A 14,438-nucleotide genomic window follows, 5' to 3' on the forward strand; every position below is an offset into this window, starting at 1 on the left:
CCCTGGCGGGGCCTTTCCAGAGAGTAGCACATCAACGATCGAAGTCCGCGTGGCGAACCACGTTCAACACTTCCGACCGATCGACGGTGGACGCGTTCAATCGCGCATGCAGGGGAAACCGCCGCAGCCCCGTCAGCTGGCGTTTGGCCAGTTGCCGTGTCGCGGCGATCGCCCGCTCGCGGAACTGCGCAAAGCCGAGCTCCCCCGCCAACCACTGCCAGCCCTGGCGATAGCCCACCGCGCGCTGGGAGGGGTGCTCCGCCGTCAGCCCCGGTCGCTGCTGCAGGGCCATCAGTTCGTCGACAAACCCGGCCTCCAGCATCGCATCAAAGCGCTGGGCGATCCGTTCGCGCAGGACGTCACGATCCTCCGGCCACAGGGCCATCGATACCCAGCCCTTCGGTACGCGGGCCGCCGCACCCTTCTGGAAGCTGGACAACGGCCGTCCGGTCGCCTCGAAGACCTCCAGCGCCCGCAGGATACGTTGCGGGTCGTTCGGGTGGATACGCGCCGCCGCCTCCGGATCCACGTTGGCGAGTTCGCGATGCAGAACCAGCCCGCCCTCCACGTCCAGGCGCGCCCGCACCCGTTCGCGCACCGGAGCCGGCACCTCGGGAATTTCGTCAAAGCCATCCAGCAGGGCACGCAGGTACAGCAGGGTTCCGCCCACCAGCAGGGCCACCCGACCGCGCGCATGGATCCCGGCGATTACCTCCTCGGCGTCGTGCGCAAAGTCGGCGGCACTGTAGGTGTCCTCCGGATCGCGAATATCCAGAAGATGGTGCGGCACGCGGGCGCGTTCCTCCGCAATCGGCTTCGCGGTGCCGATATCCATGCCCCGATACACCAACGCGGAATCGACGCTGATAATCTCGCCTTCCAGCGCCTCGGCGAGCGTCAGCGACAGCGCGGTCTTGCCCGAGGCCGTCGGTCCGGCCAGGATCACGACCGGCGGGCGGCCGGGTCCGAATGTGTCCACTATCGCCCCCGCAGGAACAAACGATCCAGCGCCTGGTGGTCGAGCTCCACCCAGGTCGGGCGGCCATGGTTGCACTGGCCGGAACGCTCGGTCGCCTCCATGTCGCGCAGCAGTTGGTTCATCTCCGGGAGCGTCAGGCGGCGCCCGGAACGCACCGAACCGTGGCAGGCCATGGTGCCGAGCACGGCATTCATCTCGCCCTCGGCACGGTGGCTGTAGCCCACGGCCGCGAGATCCGCGAGCACATCGCGCACCAACTGGACGGTGTCACGCCCGCGTAGCAGCGCCGGGGCCGCGCGCAGGGTCAGCGTCTCCGGCCCCGAACGATCCAGCTCGAAACCCAGGGCACCCAGTACACCGGCATGTTCCTCGGCCAGCGCGGCTTCGGTGGGTGTCACGTCCAGCGACTCCGGCACCAGCAGGGGTTGCGAGGTGATGCCCTGCGCACCCCACTCGCGCTTGAGCCGCTCATAAGTAATACGCTCGTGCGCCGCATGCATGTCGACCACGATCAGGCCGTGCGCATTCTCGGCGAGGATAAAGGTCTCCGCGACCTGTCCCAGGGCGAAACCCAGCGGTGGCATGCCTGCCGCTCCAGCGTCCTCATCCGCGCTGTCTGCCGCCTCGAATGCCCGGGTCTCGGGCTCGGCCACCGCAGCAGGCCCGCGGAACTCGGCCCAGGCCGCTCCATAATCCGGTGATCCGCCAGCCGCATAACCAGGGCGCTCGCCCAACCCGGCCGCAGTGGGCCGGTCCTGGGTCCGGTACTCGGGCACGCCCAGCCCGCTCAGGGCTCGCTCGCGCGGGAAGGCTGCGGTGGCCCGCTCCTGCACCGCCTGAGCGGCCCCGGTGTCAGGCGGCAGATACCCCGGCATCCCGCCATCCCCGGGACGGACATCTGCGAGTGCCTTGTGCAGGGCGTGAAAGATGAAGTCGTGCACCATCCGCGACTCGCGGAAACGCACCTCCTGCTTGGTGGGGTGGGCATTCACGTCCACCTGCACCGGGTCCAGTTCGAGTTCCAGCACGAACATTGGATGGCGCCCGTGGTACAGCACATCCTGATAGGCCTTGCGCACGGCTGCCGCCAGCACGCGGTCGCGAATCGCGCGACCGTTGACGAAGAAATACTGCTGGTCGGGCTGGGCCCGGGACTGGGTCGGGGCGCCCAGCCAGCCCGAGAGCTTGAGGCCGGCGCGCTGCTCGTCCACCGGCGTCGCCGCGTCCATGAAGGCCTCGCCCAGCAGGGCGCGCACGCGCTCGGCGGGATCCCCCGCGGCGGGCAGATCCAGCACTACGCGGTCGTTGTGGCGCAGGGTGAAGGCGACTTCCGGGCAGGCCGCGGCCTGGGTACGGATGACCGTCTCGCAGTGGTTGAATTCGGTACGCTCGGTACGCACGAACTTGCGCCTCGCGGGGACGTTGAAGAACAGATCCCGAACCTCGACCGTCGTGCCCACCGGGTGCGCAGCCGGCGCCGCCTCGCGAACGACATCCGATCCGTCGCCGGTGAGGCGCCAGCCGTTGCGCTCGCCCTCCACGGCCGAAGTCATGGACAGACGCGAAACGGACGCGATCGAGGGGAGCGCCTCGCCGCGAAAGCCGAGGGTGTGCAGGGCCTCCAGGTCCTCCATCGAACGGATCTTGCTGGTCGCGTGGCGGGACAGTGCCAGCGGGAGCTCGTCGCGATGAATGCCGCAACCATTGTCGCTGATCTGGATCAGGCGGATGCCGCCCTGCTCGAGACGGATCTCGAGGCGGGTCGAGCCCGCGTCCAGGGCATTCTCCACAAGCTCCTTGACCACCGAGGCCGGGCGCTCGACCACCTCGCCCGCCGCGATCTGGTTGATCAGTTGCTCGGAGAGTTTCTCGATGGACACGCGCACAACCGTGGACCGCAGAATGGGCCCACAAGCCTAGGGAAATGCGACTCGATTTGCACGTACCGCGCGGGCGTCACTGCACGGACCACGGCGGGACAAACCGGAATCCGTGACGGACATCCGCCTGCGGACGTCAGGAATCGCGCGGTATTCGCAGGACCTGACCGGCGTAGATACGATCGTCGCGGACATTATTCGCCGAACGCAGATCGGCCAGCGACAGGCTGTAGCGGTCGGCGATCCCCGAGAGCGTCTCACCGGGGCGAATGATGTGCTGGTCCGGCTGGCCATCGGCGATCAGCGTGCCCGGACGGGCATGCGTCGAGAAATAGGACCGCAGACCGGTCAGCAGTGCATCCGCCAGCGAGTTCTGGAAGTCCGTGCTGCGCAGCTTGCGCTCCTCGGACGGGTTGGAGATGAACGCGGCCTCGACCAGGATGGACGGGACATCGGGTGATCGCAGCACCGCGAAGTTGGCCCGCTCGACCTCCGGCTTGCGCACCTTGCCCACCCGGTGTAGCTCGGAGATCACGCGCTCGGCCAGCGTGTTGCTTGCCTCGAGGCTGCCGCTCTGAGCGAGATCCAGCAGCACGTTGGTCAGCGAGTCATCCTTGCCGTTGATCGGCACGCCACCCAAGCGCAAGTCGGCCTGGTTCTCGCGCTGGGCGAGGAAACGGGCGGCCTCGCTGGAGGCCCCGCGCTCGGAAAGCATGTACACCGAAGAGCCCTGCACGTTCCGATTGGCGATGGCATCAGCATGAATCGACATGAAGACGTCGGCGTCCGCCGCACGGGCGCGCTCGATGCGCTCGCGTAGCGGCAGGAAATAGTCGCCGGTGCGGATCATCACCGCCTTCATGCCGCGCTCGTCCTTAATGCGCTCGGCCAGGCGCTTGGATATCTGCAGGACCACATCCTTCTCGCGAGTCCCGCCGGGACCAATCGCCCCCGGGTCATGTCCACCGTGCCCGGCATCGATGGCGACCACGACATCACGCAGGTTCTCCTGCGAACGCCCGCGGCGCGGCTCGCCGTTGTCGCGGGATTCCTCGCGGGCCGATTGCGTCGGCGCACCCTCGCGACTGGTCAGGTCCAGCACCAGTCGATGGGGAGAGTCCTGGGCGGGCATCAACTTGAAGCTGCGCGGTTCGATCGGCTTGCGCAGGTCGAACACCACGCGCAGATCACCGCCATCCCGTGGTGCGTGGCGAATGGACTCCACAACCGAACGCGGATTGGAACTGACCTTCAGCTCGTCCAGCGCGCGGGCGTTCTTGATATCCACCACCAGGCGATCGGGCGACTCGAGCTTGAACATCGAGTACTCGGCATCACCATCCATGTCGAAGACCAGGCGCGTCGTGTCGCCATCCACGGACATGCGCACCCGCTCGACGCCCGTGCGCGCAAGCGCGGGCAGCGGCAGCCCGACCAGCCCCAGGGCGGTCAGGGCGCGCAGCACCTGGCGGCGGCGCATATCCGGAATCGAGCTTTGGCCCACGGCGAATCCCTTTTAATTCAGGGGGTCTGCCTACATTGTGGACGCTTTTTCTGGAAAAGCAATAGCAAAATTCGTTCTTTATGAGCGAGATATCGCGGTTTTTGCGTGTGTCATTGCAACTGATGCCTTGCCCAACAAGAACCGCAGCCCCTCTCAGGGGCTGGATTTGTTCCATTTTTTCATTGGGTTATCAGGATGAAGGGGCTTGCGCGGCGCGCGCCCGGTAGTTGGAGGCTGCCGCTCCGGAGACATGGAGCATGCGGCCACTCGGCTCGCACGACTCCAGCCGCACCCTCAGGTCCGGCTCTGGTAGCCAGCCCGCGCCGCGCTCGGGCCACTCGACCAGCCAGAGCGCCTGCTCGCCAAAGGCCTCGCGCACCCCCAGATACTCCAGCTCCTCCGGGTCCGCCAGGCGATACAGGTCGAAATGCAGCACGCTGCGCCCGTGGAGTTCGTAGGGCTCCACCAGCGTGTAGGTGGGGCTGCGCACGTTGCCCGCATGCCCCAGCGCCTGCAGGAAGCCACGCGTCCAGGTGGTCTTGCCCGCCCCAAGATCCCCCTCCAGGTAGACGATCCGCAGGCCTTCCATCCCCGCAAGGGCCGCACCGGCCCGCTCCGTGGCCGCGGCGTCCGGCAGCCGGATCCCTGCGTTCACGCCCCCTCCTCCCCGGCTGCGGCCGGAAGCGCATCCGCCAGCTCGCCCGCCAGCAGCCCGCGCCAGCTGCCCAGCCGCGCGCGCAGGGCCTGGCCCGCCGCACAATGCCACGCTGCCCCGATCTCGGCCGCGGCACGCGCCTCGAGCCCCTGCGCACGCAGTGCGACGATCACCCCCGTGAGTACGTCCCCGCTACCGGGGACCGCCATGCCAGCATGGCCTCCGGTCACGCAGGTCAGCGGCGCACCGCCAGCGTCGGCGACCAGCGTCCCGGCCCCCTTGAGCAAACACACGCCGCCGAAGCGCTGCGCCAGCTCGAGCACGGCCCCCGGTCGATTTGCCTCCACCTCCGCCGCCGGACGATTCAGCAGGCGACCGGCCTCACCCGGATGCGGCGTCAGGACCCAGGAATCCGTCTGACGGGGCGTCGCAGCCAGCAGGTTCAGGGCATCGGCATCCACCACCAGGGGCACCCCCGCATCCGCGACCGCGTGCCACAGGCGGCGCCCCCACTCCTCTGTGCCCAGCCCCGGCCCCGCCGCGATCACATCCACCTGACGGGCCAGGTGCAACAGATCGGCCGGCTCGCGCACCGCCCGCACCATGATTTCGGGCCGGTCGGCATTGGCCCAGGCCGCATGGTCCTCGTGGGTGGCCAGTGTGACCCGCCCGGCCCCGGCGCGCAGGGCCGCCAGCGCCGTCAGACGGGCCGCCCCGGAGAATCCCGGCGCGCCCCCGACCACCAGCACATGCCCGGCGTCGCCCTTGTGCGCCCCCGGCCGGCGGGCCGGCAGGCGATCCCGCCAGTCCTCCGGGCCCAGGTGCCGGGCCCGCGGCATCACCTCCCGGGCTATCTGCTCGGGCAGATCCAGCCGCGCCACCTCCACGGTACCCGCGCAGTCCACGCCCGCGCCCGTGTGCAGGCCCAGCTTGTCGGCAATCATGGTCACGGTATGCCGGGCGCGCACCGCGGGTCCCGGCACCGCACCGGTGTCGGCATTGACGCCCGAGGGGATGTCCGCGGCCAGCACGGGCCGCCCGGAGGCATTCAGGCGCTCGACCACCTCGCCGTAGGCGTCGTGGAGCGGCCGCTCCAGCCCGATACCAAACAGACAGTCGACCCACAGGTCGGCGTCCGCCGGGTCGAAGCCCTCGAGCGGCGCCACCGCGCCCCCGTGCTCGATCCAGCGCCGATGTGCCTGACGACCATCCGACTCCGGGCGCGCACGCGAAGGACCGCCGTGGAGCCGTACATCCAGGCCGGTCTGCGCGGCCAGTCGCGCCAGCACGTAGCCGTCGCCCCCGTTGTTGCCGGGGCCACAGAGGATGCCGAGTCGGCGCACATCGGGCCAGTGAGCCCTGACGGCCGCCAGAAGGGCCGCCCCGGCGCGCTCCATCAACTCCCCGGGCGCGATCTCCGGCAGGGCCATTCCGGCCGCATCCAGCGCCCGCATGCCCTCGCTGTCATAGAGCGCGCTGGTCAGGGGGATCACCCCGGGTCCATCATTCACGTTTCTTGCCCCGATCGTATGATTGCCGAAATCGTGCCTGAGCCTCTCGATCCACGCCAATGTCACGCGCTGGCCGAACAGATTCGGGCCTGGGGCCGCGAACTGGGCTTCCAGGCGCTGCGCATCGCGCCCGCCACGGTCCCGGAGGCGGATCGCCAGCACCTGGACCGCTGGCTGCAGCAGGGCTCGCACGGCGAGATGGGCTGGATGGCCGAACGCGCCGCACTGCGCCACGACCCCGCACAACTGATGCCCGGCGTACAGCGCGTGATCAGCGTGCGCATGGACTACTTTCCTCCGCGCACCCGGCGCCCGGCCATCCAGTTGGCCGAACGGCACCGCGCCTATGTCTCCCGCTACGCCCTCGGCCGCGACTACCACAAGCTGATCCGCAAGCGCCTGACCGAACTGGGCCGACGCATCGAGGCCGCGGCAGGGCCGCACGGCTATCGCGCCTTCACCGACAGCGCGCCCATCCTGGAAAAGGCCCTGGCCGCCCGCGCCGGGCTCGGCTGGATCGGCAAGAACACCAACCTGCTCGCCCGCGAGAGCGGCTCCTGGTTCTTTCTGGGCGAGCTGTTTACGGACCTGCCGCTACCGGTGGACGATCCGGTTGGCGAACACTGCGGGGCGTGTACCGCCTGTCTCGACATCTGCCCGACGCAGGCCTTCCGCGGGCCCTACGACCTGGATGCCCGACGCTGCATCTCGTACCTGACCATCGAGCTGAAGGGCTCGATCCCCGAAGAGCTGCGCCCGCTGATCGGCAACCGCATCTATGGCTGCGACGACTGCCAGCTGGTCTGCCCGTGGAACCGCTTTGCCGAGGTCTCCGCCGAGCCCGACTTCGTCGCCCGCCACGGACTGGATGCCGCCAGCCTGGTGGAGCTGTTCGGCTGGGACGAGACCACCTTTCTGCAGCGCACCGAGGGCATGGCCATCCGCCGCATCGGCCACGAGCAGTGGCTGCGCAATCTGGCGGTCGCCCTGGGCAATGGCCCGGCTTCGATTGACGCCGAGACGGCCCTTCGCGCTCGCGCCGACCACCCCTCCGCGCTGGTACGTGAACATGTGGACTGGGCGCTCGGGCAACTGCGCAACCGTCGTGAGCACCCATCCCCGCCGCCCTCGGCGGACCACCTTTCCCGTCTCACAAAGGCTCCCCAATAGACCGGCACGCAGGCAACGGCAACCGTGGCTTGCCAGCACAACCGCGACAGGTGACACTCGGGAGCCGACTCCTTTTTCTGCCCGACATCTCACGAAAGGACGCACCCTGTCGCCATGCCCGATCACCCGGACAGCACCCGCTTTCAGCGCCTGTTTGAACAGGCCCCGGAGGCACAACTGGTGCTCAACTGCACAGGCAGCGTCGTCGCGGCGAACCAGGCCGCGGTACACCTGCTGGGTTACTCACAGGACGAGCTGACCACCGGCATCCACATCACCGAACTGGATCTCGAAGCCACACAGGCCGACGTCGACCGCTCGCACGGCCGACCGGACGAGCGCCTGCCGGCCCGCTTCGAGAGCCGTTTTCGCCGTCGGGACGGAGACGAGTTTCCGGCCGAAATTCATATCAACGCGATACACACCGGCGACGACATCGAGGTTCTGACCACGGTCCGCGACATCACTCGACAACAACAGGCAGAACAGGCCCTGCGCGAGGTGGAGACGCAACTGTCGGCCACTATTCGCCACGCCCCCCTGATCTTGTTCGGACTGGACCCCAATGGAGTTTTCACACTGTCCGAGGGGGCCGCCCTGAACAGTCTGGGCCTGACCCCCGGCGAGGTCGTCGGACAGGACGCTCGCATCCTGTACGCCGACTATCCGGCCATCCTGACCGCGATCGATCGCGCCCTTGCCGGAGAGCGCTTCCAGAGCGAGGTCCGCGTCGGCGAGAGCCACTTCGCCATCGCCTGGATGCCGATGGAGGTTACCCAGTCATCACAACAGGGTGTCCTCGGCGTCGCCTGGGACATCACCTCGCTGCGTGCAGCCGAGGCGAGTACCGCCTCGGAGCGGGATCGGCTCCTGACCACACTGCACTCGATCCGCGACGGCGTACTCACCGCGGACACCACCGGACGCCTGACCTATCTCAACCCCTCGGCCCGCGACCTTCTGGGCGTGGATGCCACGGCGGTGCAGGGCCAGCGCCTCGACGAGGTACTGGAGCTCGAGGACACGCATACCGGCCACCGGGTCATGAACCCGGTTACGCAGTGCCTGGAAACAGGCATGACCCTCGAATCGCCGGAGCGGGTGCTGCGGCGTCGAGATGGGGCCGCCCGCGTGGTACGCCTGCTGGTCTCGCCCCTGCGCCGCCCGGACCACCACAGTGAAGGCGTGGTGGTCGTGCTGCACGATCACACCGAGCTGTGGCGGATGACCCAGCAACTGAATCACCAGGCGACCCACGACGAACTCACCGGCCTGTGTAACCGGCGCGAATTCGAACGCCGACTGGACGAGGCCCTGCGTACCCTGGAAGAGGGCGATACGCCCCACGCGCTGTTCTACATGGATCTGGACCAGTTCAAGATCATCAACGACACCTGCGGCCACCAGGCCGGGGATGCACTGCTGCGCGAGTTGGCCGACCTGCTGCCGACGCATATCCGCGACAGCGACACCCTGGCGCGGCTTGGGGGCGACGAGTTTGGCCTGCTACTGACGCACTGCCCGGTGGGGCGTGCGGAGGCCATCGGCAAGAAGCTCCTGACGACTGCCCAGGGCCTGCGTTTCTCCTGGCAGGACCGCCGCTTCGATGTGGGCATGAGCATCGGCCTGGTCCCGATCGAGGGCGCCGGCCAGAACCTCCCCGAGGTGCTCAGCCAAGCCGATTCCGCCTGCTACGTGGCCAAGGATCTCGGGCGCAACCGGCTCTACACCTGGAAACCCTCCGACCAGATCCTGCGTCGGCGTCATGGCGAGATGGAGTGGGTCGGGCGCTTGCGCACCGCGCTGGAGGAGGCCCGGTTCGTCGCCTACGCGCAGCCGGTCAAGCCCCTTGGCGGCACCGACCTGCCGCTGGACCATGCCGAGATCCTGCTGCGTCTGCACGGCGAGGACGGCACCCTGATCGCCCCGGGTGCCTTTATACCGGCCGCCGAGCGGTACCACCTGATGCCCGAGATCGATCGCCACGTGGTCGAGCTCGTGTTCAGCCAACTGGCCGATCACCGGGACCAGAACCCGGATCATGCCCCAGTCGTGGTGTCGATCAACCTGTCAGGGCAGTCACTGGCGCAGGACGGGATGCTCGAGTTCATTACCAGCCGCATGAGCCAGTTCCGCATTCAGGCACAGCAGGTCATCTTCGAGGTCACCGAAACCGCTGCGATCAGCCATCACGACCGCGCGCAGGGGCTGATTCGCGCATTGCGCTACATGGGCTGCCGCTTCTCCCTGGACGACTTCGGCAGCGGGCTGTCCTCGTTCGGCTATCTGAAGAACCTGCCGGTCGACTTCCTCAAGGTGGATGGCAGCTTCGTCCGCGATATCGCGACCAACGCCGTCGATGCGGCGATGGTCACCGCGATCCACCGCGTCGGCCATGTACTCGGGCTGCGCACCATCGCCGAGTGCGTGGAATCCGAGGAGACCATGGATCACCTGCGCGAGATCGGGCTCGACTTCGTACAGGGCTATTACCTGGCCAGGCCGATTCCGCTGACCGATTACCTCAGCGATCTTTGCAGTTCCTGACCGGGCTTGAACCCTGGCCTGACGCCTCAACCCTTCAGATAGCCAACGCTTTCGCCTTGCCGCGGGCAAGCTGTTAGCGTGCGCCCATTCTCAACTGATCAACCGTGGGACCCCATGCCGTATTCGGAAGAACAGATCACCTCGACCCATCGCTGGTCGGACAAAACCTTTAGCTTCAAGACCACGCGCCCGGAAGGCCTGAAGTTCAAGAACGGGCAGTTCGTGACGCTGGGGCTGCGCCCCGAGGGCAAGCTGATCCCGCGCGCCTACTCGATCGTCTCCGAACCGGAGGCCGAGGAATTGGAGTTCCTGAGCATCCACGTGCCCGATGGCGCACTGACCAGCCGCCTGGCCCAGGCTGGACCGGGCGATTCGGTCTGGATCAACACCAAGGTCACCGGTTCGCTAACCTTCGACTACGTGCAGCCCGGACGCACCCTGTACATGCTGGCCACGGGGACGGGGCTGGCCCCGTTCATCTCGCTCATCCGCAGCCCGGAGCTGTTCGAGCACTTCGAAAACGCAGTGCTGGTACACAGCGTGCGTACCGTCGAGGAGCTGGCCTACCGCCAGGAGATCGAGTCGCGCATCAGCGACCGCCTGCGCTACGTGCCGACGGTGACGCGCGAGAACCACGACTTCGCCTGCCCGATCGCACAGCAGCCGTATGACAACAACCAGCGCGGGGCCGACATGTTCCGCTCCGGCGAGCTGTTCCAGATCCTCAGCCTGCCCCCGGCGGATCCGGAGCACGACCGCGTGATGCTCTGCGGCAATCCGGCGATGAACCGCGAAATGAGCGAGTGGCTGGTTGAACACGGCTGGACCCAGACCAACTACAAGGGGGTCGGCAACTTCACCGTGGAACAGGCCTTCGTGACCACGATGTCCGACTCGGACGACTGACTATTTCTGAGCCAGTAGCACCCAGCGCGCCGCATTGATCCGCTGCAGGGCGGCCGTATCACCACCCCGGTCGGGGTGGTGGCGCTGCGCCAGGCGACGGTACTGCTGCCGGATCGCATCCGCATCGACCGGATCCTCCAGCCCCAGCACCTCGAGCGCCTGTTCACGCCGCTCGTCGCATGCCAATTGCGACCAGAACTCGCCCAGCAGTGCCTCCACCGCGGCCGCGTCCATCCCCTCCAGCCGCGTCAGATCCAGGTAGTAGCTCCGCAGGGGGTCAGCCCGAGCGGGCACCCCGGATGCCGTGTCCACCGCCCGTAGCGGCTCGATCCCGATATCCAGACAGTGGATACGCAGCCATTCGCCCCCCTGCGCCAGCACATCGCGCAGCCGGTACAGGCAATGGAACAGCAGGAAATGGGTCTGGAACAGGCTCAGCGGCTCCTGCAGGCGCGCCACGGCGAACGGCTCCACCCCCTGATCGTGCAGTTGCGCAATCAGGGCATGCTCGGTGCATCCCCGAGGGTTCGCACGCAGGGACTCCAGCACCCGTTCCAGCAGCGCCGCGTCCACCGGCGAACCGGCCGGGCGATCCCCATTGCTCATGCGCCTGGAAACTCCCCGTCGACATAGACCCAGTGCCCGTCCTCGCGGCAAAAGTGGCTGCGCTCGTGCAGGCGCACCCCCTGGCCGCGCACCCGCGAACGGGCGACGAACTCGACCCAGCCCTCCCGATCCTCCGGCCCACCTGCTTCGGTCGCGCGGATCGTCAGACCGAGCCAGCGCTGATCGGGCTCCAGCGACAGGGATTCGGGGCGTGTCGCGGTAGCCCACGTAACCAGCAGGTAGTCCTCGCGACCCTCCACGAAGGCAGCGTAGCGCGAGCGCATCAGCGCCTCCGCCGTCGGGGCCACGGCCGTGCCGTCCAGATACCGCCCGCAGCAAGCCGTACGGTCCAGCCCGGATCCACAGGCGCATGCGTCCCCCTTCCTGCGGCTGGCCTTGCCCAAGCGATATCCCCCCTACGTCTGCGCCCCCAGCATGCCCGAGCCATTGCCCCGGGTCGAACCCGCACTTGTTGGGAAAAAATTCCCAAAGCTGGCCTTCCGCGCATGGAAACGTTAGGTTGCGAAGGCCTCCTGGAGAAACCAATGGCCAACATCCTGATCATGGGCTGCGGCGATCTCGGCTGCGGGGTCGGAGAACGACTCGCTGCTGCCGGGCATTCGGTCTGGGGCCTGCGACGCCAGCCTGAGCGCATCCCGGAACCGATCCGGCCGCTGGCCGGCGACTTCGCCTGCGCGGACGCGCTGCCACCACTCCCCCCGGCGCTGGATACCGTCTATTTCATCGCTACCCCGGGCGAGTTCACCGAGGAGGCCTACCGCCGCGCCTATGTCGACGGTCTGCGCAACACCCTCGCCGCGCTGGAGCAGGGACATCAGCGGCCGCGCCGCATCGTGTTTGTCTCCAGTACCTCGGTGTTTGGCGCCGACGACGGCCGCTGGGTGGACGAGACCAGCCCCGCCGAGCCCACCCGCTTCTCCGGACGCTGCCTGCTGGAAGCCGAGCAGTTGCTGGCCGACAGCGCGTTTGCCGGCGTGGTCGTACGCTTTGGCGGCATCTATGGGCCGGGGCGCGAGTACCACCTGCGCAAGGTCCGCGAGGGCGTGCGCGGCCAGCACGAAGCACCGGTCTGGACCAACCGCATCCACCGCGAGGATTGCGTGGGTCTGCTGACCCATCTGTTTCATCTGGACACCCCCGAACCGCTTTACCTGGGCGTCGATGACGCCCCGGCGTTGCGGCATGAACTGCTCGGCTGGCTGGCGCAGAAGTTGGCGATCGATCCGCCGGGGACGCCGCCGATGCCGGCCGGTGATGTTCGCGGAAAACGCTGCCGCAACGACCGGCTGCATGCCAGTGGTTATCGACTGCGCTACCCCGACTACCGCACCGGCTATCGTGCGCTGCTCGACCGGCTCGCCACCACCTGAGCCACACCCTCACGCCTTTCAGACTAGGCATGGTTCGTCGGCTGGTGTTTACGGTGGCTTCGTCCAGCCGCCTGCCTTGTTGTGGCAGGCCTTGGTTCGGCATCCGGTGTTTATGTGCCTTCGGTCCGCACTCTGCCATGCGCTCACTCGCGAGCGCGCGCCGGGGGGCAGGTAGGATGCGGATGAGCGCAGCGAATCGCATCAGGGGGTTGCCCCAGCATCGGCATGGTGCGTTTCGCTACGCTCAACGGACCCTACAGCTAGGGGCTTATGGCAGGCGCTGGAACACCTTCTGTTTGGCACTTCCCTCCCCGATATTAGCCCTTGTGGAGGGCGTGACAGGCCGGAGCGGGACCAGCCACGAGACGGCCGGACCGGGAAACAGCGTGAGGGCGGGTCAGACCGGGCGGTGGGGGCAGGCGCTGTCGCTGCAGTCGCCGTACAAAACCAGGGCGTGGTCCTTGATGGAGAAGCCGTGCTGGCGTGCGATCTCGCGCTGGCGAGTCTCGATGGTTTCGTCGAAGAATTCTTCCACGCGGCCGCACTGATTGCAGACGATGTGATCGTGGTGCCCGCCACGCTCCAGCTCGAACACGGCCTGGCTACCTTCCAGATGCAGCCGGCACACCAACCCCGCCGCCTCGAACTGGGTCAGTACGCGGTAGACCGTGGCCAACCCGATCTCCTCGCCGGAGTCGAGCAGCTCGCGGTAGATGGCCTCGGCCGTCAGGTGACGCGTCTCGGAGTTCTCGAGGATCTCCAGAATCTTCATCCGCGGCAGCGTGACCTTGAGCCCCGCTTTCTTGAGATCGCTTGTTTCCATCCTTCGATTCCCGTCACCGGATTGCTTGAGAGCATCCGGACGCTTTGGTGTACCATGCGCGTTCAACGGCCCATCCGACTTCTGGGGACCCGCCGGCTCGATGATCAAGATTCTCATTTCTATTGCCGTGGCTGCAAGCTTGCTCAGTGCCTGCAGTGGCTTCAACCAGTTCCGCCTCGACGTACAGCAGGGCAACGTCATCGACGCGACACAGGTGGCCCAGATCCAGCCGGGCATGACCCGGCAGCAGGTCCGCTTTCTGATGGGGTCGCCACAGATCGACGGCGCGTTCAAGCGCGAAGACCGCTGGGACTACGTCTACTATCGCCGACCCGGCATCGGTCCCACGGAGCAGCGCCGCGTAACGGTGTTCTTCGAGAATGGCGTGGTCAGCTATGTCGATTCCGACGTGCCGCAACCGGTCGCGCTGGACGAATACCCGGTCGACATCGACGACAACTGATCG

General features: G+C 67.4%; 13 protein-coding genes. 5 read left to right on the forward strand and 8 right to left on the reverse strand.

Going from position 1 to position 14,438, the window contains the following annotated elements:
• Positions 1-31: 31 nt before the first annotated feature.
• The 5 genes from miaA to C935_RS0100715 form a co-directional block, all read right to left on the reverse strand.
• The gene (gene miaA, locus C935_RS0100695; RefSeq protein ID WP_018860597.1) at positions 32-979 is read right to left on the reverse strand and encodes a tRNA (adenosine(37)-N6)-dimethylallyltransferase MiaA; all 948 of its coding nucleotides are present in this window, start codon (positions 977-979) and stop codon (positions 32-34) included.
• Positions 979-2,859 (reverse strand): DNA mismatch repair endonuclease MutL, encoded by a 1,881-nt coding sequence (mutL, locus tag C935_RS0100700; RefSeq protein WP_018860598.1) that lies wholly within the window; start codon positions 2,857-2,859, stop codon positions 979-981. The genes miaA and mutL overlap by 1 nt, the downstream gene beginning before the upstream one ends.
• 136 nt (positions 2,860-2,995) lie before the next feature.
• On the reverse strand, positions 2,996-4,339 hold the full coding sequence (locus tag C935_RS0100705) for an N-acetylmuramoyl-L-alanine amidase (RefSeq protein WP_018860599.1): 1,344 nt from the start codon (positions 4,337-4,339) through the stop codon (positions 2,996-2,998).
• Between the two features lie 214 nt (positions 4,340-4,553).
• A complete protein-coding gene (gene tsaE, locus C935_RS0100710) occupies positions 4,554-5,018 on the reverse strand; it encodes a tRNA (adenosine(37)-N6)-threonylcarbamoyltransferase complex ATPase subunit type 1 TsaE (RefSeq protein ID WP_018860600.1) in 465 nt (154 codons plus the stop codon).
• Complete coding sequence (locus tag C935_RS0100715; protein ID WP_026278565.1) at positions 5,015-6,529, reverse strand: bifunctional ADP-dependent NAD(P)H-hydrate dehydratase/NAD(P)H-hydrate epimerase; 1,515 nt, start codon at positions 6,527-6,529, stop codon at positions 5,015-5,017. Before C935_RS0100715 ends, tsaE begins: the two co-directional genes overlap by 4 nt.
• 18 nt (positions 6,530-6,547) lie before the next feature.
• On the opposite strand from C935_RS0100715, the gene queG reads away from it, so the two are divergent.
• The 3 genes from queG (at position 6,548) to C935_RS0100730 (ending at position 11,152) form a co-directional block, all read left to right on the forward strand.
• Positions 6,548-7,699 carry a tRNA epoxyqueuosine(34) reductase QueG gene (queG, locus tag C935_RS0100720; protein ID WP_018860602.1) on the forward strand — a complete coding sequence of 384 codons (1,152 nt, stop codon included), beginning with the start codon at positions 6,548-6,550 and terminating at the stop codon, positions 7,697-7,699.
• Between the two features lie 114 nt (positions 7,700-7,813).
• The gene (locus tag C935_RS0100725) at positions 7,814-10,246 is read left to right on the forward strand and encodes an EAL domain-containing protein (protein WP_018860603.1); all 2,433 of its coding nucleotides are present in this window, start codon (positions 7,814-7,816) and stop codon (positions 10,244-10,246) included.
• A 114-nt stretch (positions 10,247-10,360) separates the two neighbouring features.
• Positions 10,361-11,152 carry a ferredoxin--NADP reductase gene (locus C935_RS0100730; RefSeq protein WP_018860604.1) on the forward strand — a complete coding sequence of 264 codons (792 nt, stop codon included), beginning with the start codon at positions 10,361-10,363 and terminating at the stop codon, positions 11,150-11,152.
• Here C935_RS0100730 and C935_RS0100735 read toward each other — a convergent pair whose 3' ends face one another.
• Both C935_RS0100735 and C935_RS0100740 read right to left on the reverse strand, forming a co-directional pair.
• Positions 11,153-11,758, reverse strand: a complete 606-nt coding sequence (locus tag C935_RS0100735) for a DNA-J related domain-containing protein (protein WP_018860605.1) — start codon at positions 11,756-11,758, stop codon at positions 11,153-11,155.
• Entirely contained in the window at positions 11,755-12,162 is a 408-nt protein-coding gene (locus C935_RS0100740; protein ID WP_081616557.1) for a YchJ family protein, read from the reverse strand. Before C935_RS0100740 ends, C935_RS0100735 begins: the two co-directional genes overlap by 4 nt.
• A 141-nt stretch (positions 12,163-12,303) precedes the next feature.
• Here C935_RS0100740 and C935_RS0100745 point away from each other — a divergent pair, with 141 nt between their 5' ends.
• On the forward strand, positions 12,304-13,149 hold the full coding sequence (locus C935_RS0100745; RefSeq protein WP_018860607.1) for an SDR family oxidoreductase: 846 nt from the start codon (positions 12,304-12,306) through the stop codon (positions 13,147-13,149).
• Between the two features lie 397 nt (positions 13,150-13,546).
• Here C935_RS0100745 and fur read toward each other — a convergent pair whose 3' ends face one another.
• Positions 13,547-13,972, reverse strand: coding sequence for a ferric iron uptake transcriptional regulator (gene fur / locus C935_RS0100750; RefSeq protein WP_018860608.1), 426 nt, complete (start codon positions 13,970-13,972; stop codon positions 13,547-13,549).
• Positions 13,973-14,072: 100 nt separating this feature from the next.
• Here fur and C935_RS0100755 point away from each other — a divergent pair, with 100 nt between their 5' ends.
• A complete protein-coding gene (locus C935_RS0100755) occupies positions 14,073-14,435 on the forward strand; it encodes an outer membrane protein assembly factor BamE (protein ID WP_018860609.1) in 363 nt (120 codons plus the stop codon).
• The last annotated feature ends 3 nt before the right edge of the window (positions 14,436-14,438 follow it).

The organism is Thioalkalivibrio sp. ALJ3 (assembly GCF_000377205.1).
In the GTDB taxonomy this organism is placed as follows: Bacteria; Pseudomonadota; Gammaproteobacteria; order Ectothiorhodospirales; family Ectothiorhodospiraceae; genus Thioalkalivibrio.